Consider the following 15,071-nt stretch of genomic DNA (forward strand, 5'->3'; position numbering starts at 1 on the left):
CGCCAAAGACGCGCGTCCCTGCGCCCGGTATCCCCATGATGGGTAGACGCCCTCGACGGCAGCCGCGCAGACTCTCGCCAGCAGGAAGACGGCCCCCATGACCTACGAACCACCGACAGCACTGCCGCGTGCACTTCTCGGCGACAGCGAAGTGCAACGCGCACTGACCGAGCACGACTTCGGAACCATCTTCCGAATCGCCCGAGAACGGGCAGGGATCAGCTACTCGAAGATCGCCGCCGAGTGCGACATCAAGCCGGACCGGGTGGGGACCCTCGCCCGGGGCCAGGGCCGAATCACTACGTTCGAGAAGATCGCGCAGATCGCCGACGCTCTGCGCATCCCCGGGGGCATGGTCGGTCTCGCCACCCGCTCGTGGGAGGCGGACGACGCTACTGCTGTCACGTCCCGCACAGAGAACGGACCGCACGTGCACCGCCGTACGCTCCTCCAGGCAGCAACCAGCACCGGACTGGCCGCCACGCTCCCCGCCCTGCACCGCCCCGATGCACCGCGCCGCATCACCCACGCTCACATTGACCGGCTCCGCGAGCGCACCGCTCGCCTCCGGCGCCTGGACGAAGTCCTCGGCGGCGGCGACACCTACCGCGTCTATCTAGGCGAAGTCATGCACACCAAGGGCCTCCTCCGGCAGGCGTCCTTCACCGACGACTCCCGACGCCGCCTCACCGCCCTTCTGGCCGAGCAGGCTCAGCAAGCCGGATGGGCTGCCTTCGACGGGGGGCGCATGCATGAGGCCACCACCCTGTATGAGGAGAGCCGAGCCGTCGCGGAAGACGCCCAGGACTCTGACCTCTACGGCAACAGCTTGGCCTTCCTCGCCTACCGGACCCTCCCGGATGACCGGCGCACTGCGGTCACGGTTGCCCAGGGCTCCTGCGCCACCATCACCACTCGCACACCAGCCACCGTGCGTGCCCTCCTCCATGAACGCCACGCCTGGGCGTGCGCCGTGGATGGCCAGGCGTCCAGAGCAGAGGCCGCGCTCGCGGCCGCCCGTGAAGCCCTGGACTCCGCCCAGGACGACGAGCCACAGCCGGACTGGTCCGCCTGGGTCGACCATACGGAGCTGGACATCATGACTGGCCGCTGCTGGACCGAGCTGCGCAGGCCTCTCCGCGCCGTCCCCTTCCTCACCAAGGCCCTCGGCCAATACTCTGACGACCACGCCCGCGACAAGGCGCTCTACCTCTCGTGGCTCGCAGACGCCTACCTCAACGCTGGAGAGGTCGAGCAGGCAGCCGAGACCACCAGGCGATCCCTCGAGCTCGCAACAGGCGTCGCCTCCATCCGACCTCGGCAGCGCCTTGCGCCGCTACTCGAACGCCTCCGCCCCCACGCGGACGTGAGCGTCATCCGAGAACTTCTCGGCCAGGTGGCAGGCTAGGTCAGCTTCACAGAGTCGCTGATCCACTCCAGGCATCGGTCTGCGCCGTCGATGATCGGTACAGCGCACAGCTCCGGGTTGTCCCACGGGTGATGCGCAAGGAGATGAGCCTCCAACTCCTTGTACCGGTCCGCAGTCGTCTTCAGGAGGACCTGCCACTCCTCGCCTGTGCCGTACTCACCCAGGTGCCAGAAGACACTCGTGACCGGGCCGACGACCTGAGCGCCTGCGGCAAGGCGCCCCTGCACGGCCGAGCCGGCCAGATCCACTGCCTGCTGTTTCGTCGCCGTCGCGGTCGATACCTGCACGTACTGAGTCATGAGGGGGAGCCTAGCCAGGTGGACGCGCAGCCCAACAGGGTCCCGGTGCGAGACCACACGAAACGACCTGCTCACGATCCCGCCTTTGGCGATCGAACTACCTGACGAACTGCTCCGCCGGGAACGAGCAGCACGAGGCACAAGGCGTGGCGACATCCGCGTCCCCTCCCGAGGGCTCGTGGGTTGCGTGGCGCGTACGAGCAGGGCGATGTCTGTGACCGGGTCATCACGGCGGAACACCGATCGGCCGGCAGCGACGTTCCCCGGATCGGCTCAACGCCCGTGCACAGAAGATCCGTCCTCTGCTTCTCGCTGACAGCGACGCACTGCTGAACTCCGGCGGCCCACTGGAGCCCTTTGCCGAGTGGGCAGCCGCCTTCCGCAGCACCGGCCAGGCCCTTGCCCTCGGGGTTCAGGATGGGACACTCGACCGCGAGCTGCGGCAGGTGCTCAGCTGCCACGTGATCTTCCACTGGAACCGGCTCGGCCTGTCCATGGGAAGGCAGAGCATCCTAGCCCGGTCAGCCATCCTGTACGGCGTCGAGCACAAGGAGGGCCAGCGCGCATGACGACGCTCATCATCGGCGGCAGTGGCTTTCTGGGAACCGAACTGATCAGGCAGGCGAGAGCGGCCGGGCATCGCACGGCCGCGACCTATCACGCGACCGCCCCCGCAGTCACCTCCGAGACCGGGTGGTACCGCCTGGACCTGCGGGATGCGGAGAGCCTCGCGGTGGTCGTGGCTGAGACACGCCCGAGTCTGATCATCAACGCATCCAGCGGGGGAGCGGACTGGGCGACTACGGCGGAGGCTCCCGTCCGGCTCGCGATGGCCGCGAGGAAACATGGTAGTCGGTTCGTGCAGGTCTCCACCGACGCGGTGTTCTCCGGTACCGGCCGTGCCTGCTACGACGAGCCCTGCCTCCCGGACCCGATCACGACCTAATCCCCATGTATGGACGGTCCGGGCCGGTACAGAAGCACCCGGGCTGTTCGAACAGCAGGGCCCGTCATGCCCGTCCCAATCCAGGCCTGGAGGCCTTCCCATAGAGCGGCAGGCGGTCCTGATCTTGGTGGTGGCGGTTACGTGGGCGACGGGCGGATGACCAATCACTCCCGGGCCTCGATGCCTTGCCGTAGAGCGAGCACTGCTCAGCGCCTGTGTGGCCGCCACCGTCACTGCGGATGTTGATGCTCGTCGGTGCTGGACGTACGCCTTAGCCACACCTGGCTTCGATGTCCCTGAGGAGACTGGCGGCGTCCAGGACCGTCGAGCGTCAACACTCCCACCTTGATCACTCGTTGGTGTTGGTGGTGCGAGCCCGCTGCACGGTGACCTCTTGCGAAGCCCGAGCCGTCTGAGCTCCCGCTTTAGACCGAGGCCCGTGGAGTGAGCTGGTGCCACGAACAGCTACTGAGGTGGCGGACCGGCCAGCACGGCCGAGTCCTGGGATTAGGTCGCTGCGTGGTTCCGCATGAGCTCGTGACCAGCACAAATAGCACTTCGGGGAGGAATATCTTGATCTACTGCGGCATCGACTGGGCCGAGCGCACACACGATGTGGCCCTGGTCGACGACAGCGGCCAGTTGCTGGCCAAGCGGCACATCACCGACGACACGGCGGGCTACAAGATCCTGCTGGATCTACTCGTGGAGTACGGCGACAGCGAGGAGAACCCGATCCCGGTCGCGATCGAGACCTCGCGGGGCCTGCTCGTGTCCGTGCTGCGGACCGGCAAGCGGCAGGTCTTCGCGATCAATCCGATGGCCGCCGCCCGCTACCGCGACCGACACTCGGTCTCGCGCAAGAAGTCCGACCCCGGTGACGCCCTGGTCCTCGCGAACATCCTGCGCACCGACATGCACGCTCACCGGCCGCTGCCCAACGACAGTGACCTCGGCCGGGCTGTCGCCGTCCTCGCACACGCTCAGCAGGACTCACTCTGGAACCGGCAGCAGCTGTCCAACCAGCTCCGTTCGCTGCTGCGGGAGTACTACCCGGCGGCCTTGGCGGCTTTCGAGCCCTGGCGCAACGGTCTGTGCCGGCCGGAGGCCCGGGAGCTTCTCAAGGCGGCTTCGACACCGGCCCGGGCCGCGCGGCTGACCCGCACACAACTGGAGGCCGCACTCAAACGGGCCGGCCGCCAGCGCGGCATCACAACAGAGGCCGAGCGGCTCCGCGACGTCTTCCGCGCCGACTATGTCCACCAGCCGTCCCTGGTCGAGGACGCACTGGGCAAGCAGATGCTCGCGCTGCTGGTCCAGCTGGAGGCGGCCTGCACCGCCGCCGACGATCTCGCTGAGGCGGTCGAAGAGGCTTTCCCTCAGCACCCGGACGCTGAGATCATCCTCAGCTTTCCCGGCCTCGGCATCCAGCTCGGCGCCCGGGTGCTCGCCGAGATCGGAGACGACAAGACCCGCTTCGCCGACGCCCGCGGCCTGAAGGCATACGCGGGCGCCTCGCCCATCACCAGGGCCTCCGGCAAGAAGTCGAGCATCACCCGCCGATGGGTCAAGAACGACCGGCTCAACGCCGCCGGCTACCTCTGGGCCTTCGCCTCCATCACCGCCTCGCCCGGCGCCAAGGCCCACTACCGGCGCCGCCGCGACGACCACGGCGACTGGCACGCAGCCGCCCAGCGCAACCTCTTCAACCGCATGCTCGGCCAGCTCTACTACTGCCTCCAACACGGGTCCCGCTTCGACGAAGCAGTCGCCTTCCCCACGGCAACCGAGGCTCTCGCGGCATGACCCCCGTCCGTCAGGCGCCGACTGCGCGGGACCAACGCTCGTGGATGACGCCCAGCTTCTGCTCGAACTCCGCGTCCCGCGTCCGGCTGGTGAAGACCCCAGGGATCGTGAGCGAACGCCCACGGACCCGGACGGCCCGCACGTCCCACCAGACTCCACCACGCGTCTGGTGCCGCCGCTTCTCGATCCGAGTGATCTCACTCCACGGAATCGAGCGACGACTGACGAACGTGCGGAACTCCATCCCGCTCGCAGTGAGGCGTGTTCGACCATAGCCACGGTTGATCATGTAATAGCCCGAGACAAGCCAGGTAACCGCCACACCGCCACCCCACCACCATCGGCTCGACGTCGGCGCGGTCAAGGTCACTGCCACCGCCGTCCCGGCGCACACGAGCGTCAGGAAGCCGGTCCACCACCAGTTCTTCCGCCGAGCAGCAGCGCTGAGACCGATCCACACATCGGGCATGTCCATGATGTTAGCGACACGCACTCGAACAACGACCGCCTCACCTTGACGAGTTACACGCCTGAGGTGTCTACGGCGCAGCCAAAGCTGCTGCGGAGACCGGTGTTCTCGCGGTGCACCCGGAAGCCGCCGTCGTCCGCACATCCCTGATCATCGGGCACGGCCATTCCACGCACGAGCGCCTGGTGCACCAGCTCATCGCCGGCACCGCCGACGGAGTCCTGTTCACCGATGACATCCGCTGCCCGATCCACGTCACGGACCTCGCCGCCGCGTTGCTGGAGCTCGCGGAGAACGACGCCGCGGGAGTGCGTCACGCCGCTGGACGCGACGCCGTCAGCCGCCACGAACTCGGCGTCCTCATCGCACGACGCGACGGCCTGGACGCTGCCCGTCTGGCTGCTGGCCTGCGCGCCGAGAGCACGCTGCCCGGCCCACTCGACCTGCGCCTGGACAGTCGAACGACTCAGCACCTGTTGAACACTCGCCTGCGCGGTGCGCACGAATTCCTTGCCGCGGGTGAGGAGGGGAACCACAGGTCTGACCAGACGGTGGCATAGTCCGTCTCTACGCTGGAGCAGATGAAGAAGGTCGCCATTGTCGGCTGCGGAGGCAGCGGTAAGTCTCACGTGGCCCGCGAGCTCGGCAGGATCCTCGACGCCCCGGTGACACATTTGGACGCCGTGTTCTACGACGACGAGTGGAACGCGCTGCCCATGGACGAGTTCACCGACTTACAGCGTGAGCTGGTTGCGCAGCCGCGGTGGGTGATTGACGGCAACTACAACGCGACGCTGCAGGTACGGCTCGAAGCCTGCGACACGGTGGTCCTGATGGACGTGTCGACCGTGGCGGCGCTGTACGGGATCTTCTCCCGGCAGATCCGTCACGGGGCCGGGCACAAGGACAACGGGGTACACAACCGCATCCACTGGGGCGTGATCAAGTACGTCGCCACGTACCGGCGCACGATGCGGCCCCGCGTGATGGCGAAGATCGAGGAGTTCGGCTCCGGCGCCGATGTGGTGCTGCTGGCCAACCGGCGCCAGACGCGCCGCTGGCTGCGGAAGGTCGTCAGCGAGCAGCCCTGACCAGCCCGCGCCTCCGATCAGGGGGTGTCCGGGATGAACGAGACCACCTCGTCTGTCGCCGACGAGGGCGTGGCGGTGGACACCCCAGCAGTCTTGGCGCGAGCCAGAACTTTGCTCACCCTGCGCGCAGGTTGAGCAGACGGTCTACCGAGCGGCTACACCAGGACTGGAAGCGACGCGAGCCCGCGAACAAGACGAGTGTGCCGCCACGCCAGTTGATCAGACGGAACAGCCAGTCGAACCTCAGGGAACCGTGTCAGGATCATCCGAAGAGCGATATCAGCCTCGGCCTTGGCGAGAGGAGCGCCGACGCAGCGGTGGATGCCGTGGCCGAAGCTGAGATGGGCAGCGGCTTCTCGCTCCAGGTCGAGCATGTCCGGAGCAGCGAACCGGTCCGGGTCCCGGTTCGCTGCTCCGAGAGCGATCAGCACCGGAACACCGGCCGGGATGTCCGTGCTGCCGAGTCTGATCGCTTCAGTGGTGAAGCGGAATGTGGCTGTACTGACAGGGGAGTCGAACCGAAGCAGCTCGTCGAGTACAGCAGGGACCTCGTCCGGATTATCCCGAAGACGATGCAACTGGGCCGGGTGCTGAAGCAGCGCCAGGACGGCGTTGCCGAGGAAGTTGGTGGTGGTCTCGTGTCCGGCTACGAGCAGCAGCACCGCGAGAGAGACCAGTTCTTCCTCGCTCAGGTGATCGTCCCCGTCGCGAGCCGAGATGAGCCGGTCAAGCAGAGAAGTGCCGGGGGACAGGCGCTTGGCGGCGATGAGGCTGGTCATGTAGTCGGCCATCGAATGCGAGGCCGCGTCGACAACGTCAGGGCTTCCCGTCGCGAATAGTTCCGCGGACCAGCGCTTGATGTCGGACCGGTCTTCCTCCGGTACTCCGAGCAGCTCGCAGATCACAAGGACCGGTAGGGGGACCGCGAGGCCGGCAACGAAGTCGAACTGCTCGCCGACGGGCCACCGATCCAGCAGCTCCTCTGCGACCTGGGCGATGAAGGGTCGGAGCCCCGTGACCGCTCTGCTCGTGAACGCCTTGGTCACCAACTTGCGCAGCCGGGTGTGCTGCGGTGGGTCGCTCGCGAGCATAGTGTGAGCCACCGCAGGGTGCAGCCGACGCTGTGAGCCCTTACCGGCGAAGAACGCGGCAGTGTCTTTCGAGAGCCGAGCGTCGCCGAGGGCTTCCCGGGCTTCCGCGTAGCCGGTGACCAGGTAACTGGTACGCCCACCGGAGCCCGCGGGCACGGGCTGTACCGGACAGGTGGACCGCATGGCCGCGTACGTCGGGTAGGGGTCCTGGGCGAAGCGGGGGTCCTGCGTCGGGTCAGTCATGCTCTCAGGCTCCAACCAGTTCTGGCCTGCCATCGTCTCTGACACGCCCGACACGGTTGGCGTAAGCGTCAGCTACCAGAAGGAGCCACGCCGTGGCTGCCCGCAGATCCTTCCGGGAGGCGGCTTCCGCGGCTGGCGGGGCGACGTCGCCGGCGACGCGGCCTGACTTCAAGCCGGCCAGCGCCGCCTTCAGGACAGCTGCCTCGACTGCCGCAGCACGTTCCTCCGTCCCCGTACCGAACGCGGCCTGGGCCACCTCCTGAACTGTGCGGGGTCGGAATGCCCGAAGGGCGAGGCTGGCGTCGCTGATCTCGATGACCCGCCGCTGGAGCAGAAAGTCCGAGTCGCTCGAAGGGGCCTGGGCATCGTCCGCGGCGGTCAGGACGATCTCGGGCATCGCAGCTGAGAGATCCTGCCAGAGGGAGCCGAGCGCCTCGAAAGACCGCGCCTCCCATCGGCGGCGGCGGGCCTGGCTGAGCGGGTAGACGACAGCAGGCAAGGTGAGGCCGAGGCAGATCAGAAGGACGGCGAGTGCTGGCGACGTCACGCTGAAGACACACGGCATGGTCAGGAGCGACGAGCATTCCGGGTGGTCGGATATGAGGTGGAGACCCAGACCCAGATCGACGAGCCGCGTCAGCTTGTACGCCGTGTAGACGAGCGCGAATCCGCAGCCAACTGCTGCCAACCGGAGACCGATCCGTACGCTGCCGCGGCGCGTCGACTTCGACTGGCGCAGGGCTTGCCTCAGGAAGTCGATGACGGCGAAGCTCAGGTAGGAGATGTACAGGAGCAGATAGAGCGCGTACGCCTGCGGAGAACGATGGGCTATCTGCTCGTAGGCGAACAGGATGGTCATGCCGAAGGTCGCCCCGGCGAGGAGGTAGAGACGCAGTCGGAGTCGACGTTGTGCCTCTTCGGGCTCGAGGTTGAGCTGGAAGGAGACGGCCAGGACTGCTGTGGCGGCTCCCACCGAGGCGCAGTTGCTCAACAACCGGGCGATGTGCGGCACCACCGTCTCGGCAGCGTCCTCGAACAACGGAGCATAGGTGGCGAAGGCCAAGGCGAACGATCCGAGGAGCGCCCGCATGGACCATGTTCCAGTCGGACGTGGTGTGCCTCGCCCGAGCACCCAATAGCCGGCAGTCGCAGCGAGCAGACAGGCCATGCCCAGGAAGACAGCGTTCATCGTGAGCGGAACCGACCCTTTCTGATGGGCTGGGAGAAGAGTGCGTCCCAGCTGTCCGGCCCCTTCTTGGGGCGCAGAGAGGGAGATTCACGCTCGCGGTAGATGCGCTGACGGATGATCGTGGCCATCATCTCCGCTTCACGTTCGTCGGCCGTCGAGTAGCTCGTACGCCCGGACATGCGCGATACCAGCGTGGGGTTCACGCCGAGCATCCGGGCAGTGCCCGTGTCGACCTCCAGACTCCCCGGGTGGTCGTAGTACACGTGGCACAGCTCGTGAGTCAAGATGTGTCTCTGGTGGTGGATAGACGTACCTTCCTCGTAGTAAAGGAGGTCGACCGTCGGGGTTTCGATCCTTATCCCACAGGGCGCGTCGACTGCGCCGAGCGTATTCAGCGGCGCCATGACGATCGGCTTGCCGCGGAGATCTGCTATCGCGTCACGCAAATCACGCGTGCTGAAGCGGTGTGGCAGGGACAGTAGATCAACCTGCTCCTCACATGATGTGCGAAGTCGGCTCTCGTCGATTTCTGGCAAAGGCACGCAAGTCCCCCTCCTCGGCTTCGGCGGTGCGTCAACTCGCTAGTGAGTACCAGCGATGAGGATGCCAAGCGGAAGGCGGAACTCACACTTCCGGGAACCGAGAGTGCCGGTTACGAAGGGTGATCGTGAGGAGCGCTGGAGCTGTGGATGGCGAGTTTCTCGAGCGTGGTCCGAGCGGGTTTGTGCTCGCCATCTCGGGGTGGAGGGTGCGACGTCGCGAGTAATTGAAGGATCGACTACCCGTTATGTCTGACTACGCTGAATGACTGACTCATGATCATTCGTCAGGCATTTCATGCAGGTTGTGGTGTACGTCACTCAATAGCGGCCCCTAGTCTCGCGTTATGGATTCTCGGGGCGGGCGGGGTGAAGGTGGTGAACCCGTCGGCGAGTCCCTGCCTGAGCTGTTACGGGCGTGGCGTAGGCGGGCGAATCCTCGACGAATCCCGGGCTTGGTGTCTACGGGGCGCCGGGGTGACGGACTCACGCAGCGTGACGTGGCCCGCCTGACGGGAGTCAGTGAGCGTTGGTATCGCGAGCTGGAGCGCGGCAATGAAGCCCAGTACTCGTCCGACTTCCTCGATCAAATCTCATCGGTGCTCGGGCTGAGCCCCGCCGAGCGTCGCGCGCTGTACTTGAGGGCCGTCGGCCGCCCTCCAGCGCTTGCTGTCGTGCTGGAGGCGGACGCGGCCGCGGAAGTGGACGAGTTTCTGCTCCAGCGGTTTTTGGACGGTCAGACTCCCAATCCGGCCTTCGCGACGGACCTCGCGTGGAACGTGATCGGCTATAACGGTCCGCTGGTGGATTGGTTCCCCTGGGTCACTTACCGGGCCAATCAGATGAGATGGGCACTTCTGGACCCGGAGGCCCGCGAGCAACTCGTGAACTGGGAGCAGGACTGGGCGCGCCCATTTCTTGGGCAGATTCGCTATGAGCGCGCGCATCACCCGGAGAACGAGGCGCTGCGGCAACTGGAGCGCGAAATTCTCGTGGAATCTCCGGCCGCACGGGAGATGTGGGAGCGTCGCGAGATGGCCGAGCATTCCCACGGTGACTTCCGCCGGCTCAGGCTTCCGTACCACCAGGGGCGGGAGGTCGCGATCCGCATCGTCGCATTGCGGCCGATGCGTAGTGATCACCTTCGGGTGGTCGTGCTGATGGAAGTCGACGAAGGTGGTGCTGGCTCCTGAGCGCCAGGAGGGGGCATGCTCCGGAATGAAGCGGAGATGTCCTCACTCCTCGTCGAGCAGCCCTGATGCGTCCGCCTCGTCCGGCATGCCCTCAAGTCGACGGGCTTGGTCGATCACGGTGTTTAGCATGTTCAGGCTGGACGCGCTGAGTCCGTTAGCGCGCAAGGCGACCCGGCGCACCCCCTGGTCGAGCATGGCGGCAACTACCTGGATCTCCGCGCGCTGCCGCTCGGCCTCCGCCTCGTCGAAGAAGTAGCCCGCACTCACCCCGAAGAACCCGGCCAGAGCCCGGATGGTCTGCATCTTCGGGTTCGTGTTGGTCCCGGTTCGAAGTTGCTGGATGGCGCTTGCGGAGATGGTCACGCCTGATGTGTCGCGGATGCCCTGAGACACCTCCGCGTACGTGTACGGGCTGCGCCCCTTCGGGTGCACCTCCCGGAACAAGTAGTCGAGCAGCTCCGCAAAGGTGCGCTCGTTCCTCTCGGTCATCTCCAGCCCTTCGTCATGACCATCATCGTATCCACTTCAGTGGTGATCATGACCAGGGCGTCTCGTGTATCGCCATTGCGGTTGACGGAAGTGCGCAACTGCAGTGTACGTTGACGCTTGGAGTTATCCAGTGCAGTGTTGAGTGCCTGGTCAGAGCGTGTGGAGAGGCTGGACTTGTGTCAGTGCTCGCCATATGGTCCTGGTCCGCGCAAATGGATCACTGGTCAGGGTGAGCCAGGAAGGGGAGGGGTGATGTACGCACACGGGCCATGAGCCCGCAGGGGCGAAGGAGACCGGCGCCCGGGAGCTACCAACTCCCAAGGCGTCGGGCCGACAACCCCGAGGGGTATCGATTCACATCTCGCGGGCGGCGGGGCTTTTGCACGAGAACCGCCGCACCGCGTTCCTACGAACAACGGAGTATCACATGCTCGCCACGCCGAGCGTCAACCCGGCCTGCCCGGATACCCAACGACAGCACCGTCTCGCTGCTCAGCTCGCACAGATGATTCCGGGCGCGGCCACGATCCGAGTCAGCCTCACCGACCCGAGCCGGGCATGGCCCCACCCGCGTGCCGCTATCCGGGACGAGGGCGGGAAGGCCCTGGAGGTGAGCCGGACGACGGCGACGGTCGCCGCACGCTGGATCCTGCGGGTCTGGCCGGAGGCGGACTGGACCCGGCCGCACACCTTCGACATCCAGCGCGCCGCCCTCACATGCAGCGACCTGGTCGCCACCGGTCGGAGCCGCTGACATGGCCCGGATACGCACCATCAAGCCGGAGGCGTTCTTCTCCGAGTCGCTCGCCGAAGTGAGCGTCGAGGCCGAGCGGACCTTCTTCGGCCTCCTCACGCAGGCTGACGACCACGGACGGCACCGCGACAACGCCGCGATCATCGCTGGGCTCCTGTGGCCCCTGCGCGCCGAGCACAACTCCGTCCACGTTGAGGACGATCTCCACCAGCTCGCGAGCGCTGGCCTGATCTGCCGGTACACCGGCTGCGACGGCCGCCGCTACCTCCACATCGTGACCTGGTCCGAGCACCAGAAGATCGACAAGCCGAGCCAGTCCCGCCTGCCGTCCTGCCGGCAGCACCAGGCTGCCGACCGGTGCGGCCTCTGTAAGGGCAACTGCACCAAGCAGACCGAGGACTCGCCCGCCACTCCCGGAGGACTCGTCGAGACCTCGCTGAACGCTCCCCGCCCCCTCGATCTGCCCGCCCGGGCCACCTCGACGTCTCCCGGGCACGCGATCGTGTCCTTGGCCGACCGGCAGGCAGCCACCGATCACCTGGTCGACGTCCCTGGCCACCCCGGATCGGAAACTGCAGGTCAGGAGGCATTCTCCGAGGACTCCTCGAACCTTCCCCGAAGCCTCCCCGAAGGCTCGGCGCCTGGATCTAGGATCTTGGATCCTGGATCTTCTGTCCCTACGGGGCGCACAGCGCCCGCAGCCGGCGTCTCCGCCAAGGACCTCGTCGGGGAGTACGTCGCCGGGTGCGACGAGCGCCCCCCGAGCGACGTGATCGGGCACCTCGGGCGGATCACCAAGAAGCTGCTGGGCGAGGGCATCGCCCCGGAGCACATCCGAGCCGGGCTGGCGAACTTCGCGGCTAACCCGAAGCATCCGAGCGTGCTGACCAGCATGGTCAACGAGGCGATGAACGCCCGCCCCGGCGGTTTGGCGCGGCCGGGAATCCGGCCTAACGTGCCCGCCCACCAGGCGTGGACCAACCCGGCCAACGCTTCTGCCGCCTACGCCGAGGAGCTGTGATGCACACCCGTCACCGCGAACCCCAGCTCCTCGGCAACGAAGCCACGCTGGAGCGCATGGCCCGGATCCTGGCCGCCCGCAACATCGACCCGGCCGACGCCGCGCTGCCGGCCGACGCCGAGCCCTTCTCACCGCTGGACGCTCTGCTCGCCGGGATGCCCCCGCGCTATCAAGCGGCTGTCGCCGACCACCCCACGGTCCTGGAGTGGGTCCGGAAGGTCACCGACGCGGCCGTCGCGCCCAGCCGAGGAGCCCGACGACAGGTCACCACCGGCCCTAGCTTGCTGATGGCCGGGGTCGTGGGCGCGGGCAAGACGCACCAGGCGTACGGCGCGGTCCGAGCGCTGGTGCAGAGCGGGATCGGCGCGCGCTGGCGGGCGACCACCGCCGCCGACCTCTACGCCGATCTCCGCCCCCGGCCCGGGGTGGACAGTGAGCGGGAGCTGGCGGCCGTCAGCCGTTGCCCACTGCTGATCATCGACGACCTCGGCGCGGCCAAGGCGAGCGAGTGGGTCGAGGAGATCACGTACCGGCTGATCAACCGGCGGTACAACTACGAACTCCCCACGCTGATCACGACCAACTTGGCGATCAAGGACCTGCGTTCCTACCTCGGGGACCGAGTCGCCAGCAGGCTCGCGCAGATGACCACCCGAGTCGAGTTCGAGGCCATCGACCGCAGACGCCACAGCGCCGCTGCCTGACCCTCCACAGGCCACCCCGCCGGACCGCGCCCTCGCAGCGCCGTCTCCCCGGGCACCTACCGCCAGCGCATCTCTCCGCGGACGCCCCTGCGCGCGAAGAGCGATCGGAGCACCCCGCATGACCAGCACGATGAACGGCCCCGCCCAGCACCGTCAGCTCGGCGACCAGACCTGGCACGTCGACGCCGTCTGCCAGAGCACCGAGTACAACCCGGTGGACCCCGAAGTCTTCTTCCCCGAACCCGACGAGACCGCCAAGATCGCCACGGCCAAGGCCCTGTGCGGCCAGTGCCCGGTCCGCCGCACCTGCCTGGACGCCGCTCTCGAAGGGGGTGACACCGACGGGATCCGTGGCGGCCTGACGGAAGAGGAGCGCGGGCCGCTGCACGACAAGCTCGCCAGCCGCCTCGACTACAGCCGCGTCAATGCCACCATCGCCGGACGCGACGTGCACCTCACCCATACGGAGCGCCGCGCGGTCGAGTACGCGGCCTACCGCCACGGGGTGAGCGAGCAGCGTCTGGCCTGGCTTCTGAAGGTCACCGAGGAGCACGCCAAGAAGCGGTACCGCGAGATCCGCCGGGCCGAGCGCAACCGAACCCTGAACCAGCCCATCACGAACACCACATCCCCCGAGACCAGCGGCGAGCGCCTGATCCGCGACGACTTCGGGACGGCGGCATGAACATCGCAAGCGCGTCGAAGACGGCGCACATATCCGGGTGGGACCGCGCGGCTGTCGTGGCGCTCGGGGGCGCGGGGTGCGCGCTGTCGTACGACGCCCTGCAGCAGATGGCCGTGGCCATCCACATCCGAGGCTTCCTTACCTACCTGTTCCCCCTGGTGATCGACGGGTTCATCGCCTACGGCATCCGAGCCCTCCTGGTCCTGCGCAACGCACCCCTGCGCGCCCGGCTCTACGTCTGGACGCTCTTCGGCACGGCCACCGCCGCCAGCATCTGGGCCAACGCACTCCACGCGGTGCGCATCAACCAGGACACGGTTGCCGGCGCCGGCCTCCAACTCGGGGACGCGGTGGTCGCGGTGCTCTCCACCATCGCCCCGCTCGCACTGGCCGGAGCGGTCCACCTGTACATCCTCATTGCCCGGGGCCCGGTCAAGGACACTGACCGGCAGAACCTCGGTCAGCCCGGTCACCTCGTTCAGCCCGGTCACCTCGGTCAGACCGACCGGGGTGACGCCATCGAGGTCACCCGGACCGACCGAGCCGGTCAGCAGCGGTCAGCGGCCGGTCAGGTCAAGCCCGGTCAGTCGGTCACCGCTCTGACCGACCGGCTGCCGCTGTCCCCGAACGACGAGGACACCGCCACGCGGTCAGTGACAGGAGACTCGACCCCGGCGACCAGCGGCCAGTCGGTCACCGACCACCACAACCGCAGCCACGGTGCCCCTGACCTGCCGGGACAGGCGGACAAGGGTCGGACGGTCACTGACCGCCCCGGCAGTGCGGCCCCGGTCGGTGATGACCAGGACAGCCCGGCGGCGGTCAGTGCCCCGCCGGTCACCTCGCCGCCGGTCACTGACCGGGCCGCTCGACCGACTGGTGACCGGCGTCCTGACCCGGACACCGAGGATCTGCTGGCGATCGCCCGGTCGGCGGTCAGGGCCGAGGACAAACTGACCCGCAAGGTGGTCGCCCAGGCGATCCGAGGTCAGCAGATCCCGCTGTCCAGCGACACCCTGACCGCGCTGATGGCGCAGCTGCGCGAGCAGCACCGCCAGCCGGTCACTTCCTCCCGGCCCTGACCGACCCTCCACGGAGTGGGTGACCGAGAGCCGGTCATCCC

At 67.3% G+C, this 15,071-nt stretch carries 16 protein-coding genes and 1 pseudogene; 11 read left to right on the forward strand and 6 right to left on the reverse strand.

The annotated features are described in order from the left end of the window. Window positions 1–97 precede the first annotated feature (97 nt). A complete protein-coding gene (locus ACGFNN_RS21905) occupies window positions 98–1,408 on the forward strand; it encodes a helix-turn-helix domain-containing protein (protein ID WP_393558118.1) in 1,311 nt (436 codons plus the stop codon). Here ACGFNN_RS21905 and cutA read toward each other — a convergent pair. Next, entirely contained in the window at window positions 1,405–1,728 is a 324-nt protein-coding gene (gene cutA / locus ACGFNN_RS21910) for a divalent-cation tolerance protein CutA (RefSeq protein ID WP_362665320.1), read from the reverse strand. The genes ACGFNN_RS21905 and cutA overlap by 4 nt on opposite strands. Window positions 1,729–2,293: 565 nt before the next feature. Here cutA and ACGFNN_RS21915 point away from each other — a divergent pair. Both ACGFNN_RS21915 and ACGFNN_RS21920 read left to right on the forward strand, forming a co-directional pair. Then, window positions 2,294–2,674 carry a sugar nucleotide-binding protein gene (locus ACGFNN_RS21915; protein ID WP_393558120.1) on the forward strand — a complete coding sequence of 127 codons (381 nt, stop codon included), beginning with the start codon at window positions 2,294–2,296 and terminating at the stop codon, window positions 2,672–2,674. A gap of 573 nt (window positions 2,675–3,247) precedes the next feature. Continuing rightward, on the forward strand, window positions 3,248–4,480 hold the full coding sequence (locus tag ACGFNN_RS21920) for an IS110 family transposase (RefSeq protein WP_393558122.1): 1,233 nt from the start codon (window positions 3,248–3,250) through the stop codon (window positions 4,478–4,480). A gap of 10 nt (window positions 4,481–4,490) precedes the next feature. Here ACGFNN_RS21920 and ACGFNN_RS21925 read toward each other — a convergent pair whose 3' ends face one another. After that, window positions 4,491–4,949, reverse strand: a complete 459-nt coding sequence (locus ACGFNN_RS21925; protein ID WP_393558123.1) for a PH domain-containing protein — start codon at window positions 4,947–4,949, stop codon at window positions 4,491–4,493. Between the two features lie 77 nt (window positions 4,950–5,026). On the opposite strand from ACGFNN_RS21925, the pseudogene ACGFNN_RS21930 reads away from it, so the two are divergent. Next, a pseudogene (locus ACGFNN_RS21930) lies at window positions 5,027–5,509 on the forward strand (sugar nucleotide-binding protein); the annotation flags it as partial. 21 nt (window positions 5,510–5,530) lie between these two features. Continuing rightward, window positions 5,531–6,040: a topology modulation protein gene (locus ACGFNN_RS21935; RefSeq protein WP_393558125.1), complete on the forward strand. Its 510-nt coding sequence runs from the start codon at window positions 5,531–5,533 to the stop codon at window positions 6,038–6,040. Window positions 6,041–6,195: 155 nt separating this feature from the next. On the opposite strand, the gene ACGFNN_RS21940 is transcribed toward ACGFNN_RS21935, so the two are convergent. Genes ACGFNN_RS21940 through ACGFNN_RS21950 form a run of 3 tightly spaced genes read right to left on the reverse strand, consistent with a single transcriptional unit; the run spans window position 6,196 to window position 9,105 of the window. Beyond that, on the reverse strand, window positions 6,196–7,374 hold the full coding sequence (locus ACGFNN_RS21940; protein ID WP_393558446.1) for a cytochrome P450: 1,179 nt from the start codon (window positions 7,372–7,374) through the stop codon (window positions 6,196–6,198). 4 nt (window positions 7,375–7,378) lie between these two features. Then, on the reverse strand, window positions 7,379–8,563 hold the full coding sequence (locus ACGFNN_RS21945) for an MAB_1171c family putative transporter (RefSeq protein ID WP_393558126.1): 1,185 nt from the start codon (window positions 8,561–8,563) through the stop codon (window positions 7,379–7,381). Further along, the gene (locus ACGFNN_RS21950) at window positions 8,560–9,105 is read right to left on the reverse strand and encodes a regulator component (protein WP_393558128.1); all 546 of its coding nucleotides are present in this window, start codon (window positions 9,103–9,105) and stop codon (window positions 8,560–8,562) included. Before ACGFNN_RS21950 ends, ACGFNN_RS21945 begins: the two co-directional genes overlap by 4 nt. A 344-nt stretch (window positions 9,106–9,449) precedes the next feature. Between ACGFNN_RS21950 and ACGFNN_RS21955 the strand changes: the two genes are divergently transcribed. Next, complete coding sequence (locus tag ACGFNN_RS21955; RefSeq protein WP_393558130.1) at window positions 9,450–10,295, forward strand: helix-turn-helix domain-containing protein; 846 nt, start codon at window positions 9,450–9,452, stop codon at window positions 10,293–10,295. 42 nt (window positions 10,296–10,337) lie between these two features. Here the strand turns inward: ACGFNN_RS21955 and ACGFNN_RS21960 are convergent, their stop codons facing one another. Beyond that, entirely contained in the window at window positions 10,338–10,784 is a 447-nt protein-coding gene (locus ACGFNN_RS21960) for a Secondary metabolite protein (protein WP_393558132.1), read from the reverse strand. A 427-nt stretch (window positions 10,785–11,211) separates the two neighbouring features. Here ACGFNN_RS21960 and ACGFNN_RS21965 point away from each other — a divergent pair, with 427 nt between their 5' ends. From ACGFNN_RS21965 to ACGFNN_RS21985, 5 genes are all read left to right on the forward strand, one after another. Continuing rightward, window positions 11,212–11,538, forward strand: a complete 327-nt coding sequence (locus ACGFNN_RS21965; RefSeq protein ID WP_393558134.1) for a transcriptional regulator — start codon at window positions 11,212–11,214, stop codon at window positions 11,536–11,538. Between the two features lies 1 nt (window position 11,539). Then, on the forward strand, window positions 11,540–12,559 hold the full coding sequence (locus ACGFNN_RS21970; RefSeq protein ID WP_393558135.1) for a hypothetical protein: 1,020 nt from the start codon (window positions 11,540–11,542) through the stop codon (window positions 12,557–12,559). Then, window positions 12,559–13,263, forward strand: coding sequence for an ATP-binding protein (locus tag ACGFNN_RS21975; protein WP_393558137.1), 705 nt, complete (start codon window positions 12,559–12,561; stop codon window positions 13,261–13,263). Before ACGFNN_RS21970 ends, ACGFNN_RS21975 begins: the two co-directional genes overlap by 1 nt. Before the next feature lie 118 nt (window positions 13,264–13,381). Further along, on the forward strand, window positions 13,382–13,948 hold the full coding sequence (locus tag ACGFNN_RS21980; protein ID WP_393558139.1) for a WhiB family transcriptional regulator: 567 nt from the start codon (window positions 13,382–13,384) through the stop codon (window positions 13,946–13,948). Next, a complete protein-coding gene (locus tag ACGFNN_RS21985) occupies window positions 13,945–15,030 on the forward strand; it encodes a DUF2637 domain-containing protein (protein ID WP_393558141.1) in 1,086 nt (361 codons plus the stop codon). Before ACGFNN_RS21980 ends, ACGFNN_RS21985 begins: the two co-directional genes overlap by 4 nt. Window positions 15,031–15,071: the final 41 nt, after the last annotated feature.

The organism is Streptomyces sp. NPDC048590 (assembly GCF_043199535.1).
GTDB lineage: Bacteria > Actinomycetota > Actinomycetes > Streptomycetales > Streptomycetaceae > Streptomyces.

Excerpts from the sequence above, each read along its gene's own strand:
- ACGFNN_RS21905 (WP_393558118.1), top strand. The coding sequence starts at position 98 with ATGACCTACGAACCACCGACAGCACTGCCGCGTGCACTTCTCGGCGAC.
- cutA (WP_362665320.1), bottom strand. The coding sequence starts at position 1,728 with ATGACTCAGTACGTGCAGGTATCGACCGCGACGGCGACGAAACAGCAG.
- ACGFNN_RS21915 (WP_393558120.1), top strand. The coding sequence starts at position 2,294 with ATGACGACGCTCATCATCGGCGGCAGTGGCTTTCTGGGAACCGAACTG.
- ACGFNN_RS21925 (WP_393558123.1), bottom strand. The coding sequence starts at position 4,949 with ATGCCCGATGTGTGGATCGGTCTCAGCGCTGCTGCTCGGCGGAAGAAC.
- ACGFNN_RS21935 (WP_393558125.1), top strand. The coding sequence starts at position 5,531 with ATGAAGAAGGTCGCCATTGTCGGCTGCGGAGGCAGCGGTAAGTCTCAC.
- ACGFNN_RS21940 (WP_393558446.1), bottom strand. The coding sequence starts at position 7,374 with ATGACTGACCCGACGCAGGACCCCCGCTTCGCCCAGGACCCCTACCCG.
- ACGFNN_RS21945 (WP_393558126.1), bottom strand. The coding sequence starts at position 8,563 with ATGAACGCTGTCTTCCTGGGCATGGCCTGTCTGCTCGCTGCGACTGCC.
- ACGFNN_RS21955 (WP_393558130.1), top strand. The coding sequence starts at position 9,450 with ATGGATTCTCGGGGCGGGCGGGGTGAAGGTGGTGAACCCGTCGGCGAG.
- ACGFNN_RS21960 (WP_393558132.1), bottom strand. The coding sequence starts at position 10,784 with ATGACCGAGAGGAACGAGCGCACCTTTGCGGAGCTGCTCGACTACTTG.
- ACGFNN_RS21965 (WP_393558134.1), top strand. The coding sequence starts at position 11,212 with ATGCTCGCCACGCCGAGCGTCAACCCGGCCTGCCCGGATACCCAACGA.
- ACGFNN_RS21970 (WP_393558135.1), top strand. The coding sequence starts at position 11,540 with ATGGCCCGGATACGCACCATCAAGCCGGAGGCGTTCTTCTCCGAGTCG.
- ACGFNN_RS21975 (WP_393558137.1), top strand. The coding sequence starts at position 12,559 with ATGCACACCCGTCACCGCGAACCCCAGCTCCTCGGCAACGAAGCCACG.
- ACGFNN_RS21980 (WP_393558139.1), top strand. The coding sequence starts at position 13,382 with ATGACCAGCACGATGAACGGCCCCGCCCAGCACCGTCAGCTCGGCGAC.
- ACGFNN_RS21985 (WP_393558141.1), top strand. The coding sequence starts at position 13,945 with ATGAACATCGCAAGCGCGTCGAAGACGGCGCACATATCCGGGTGGGAC.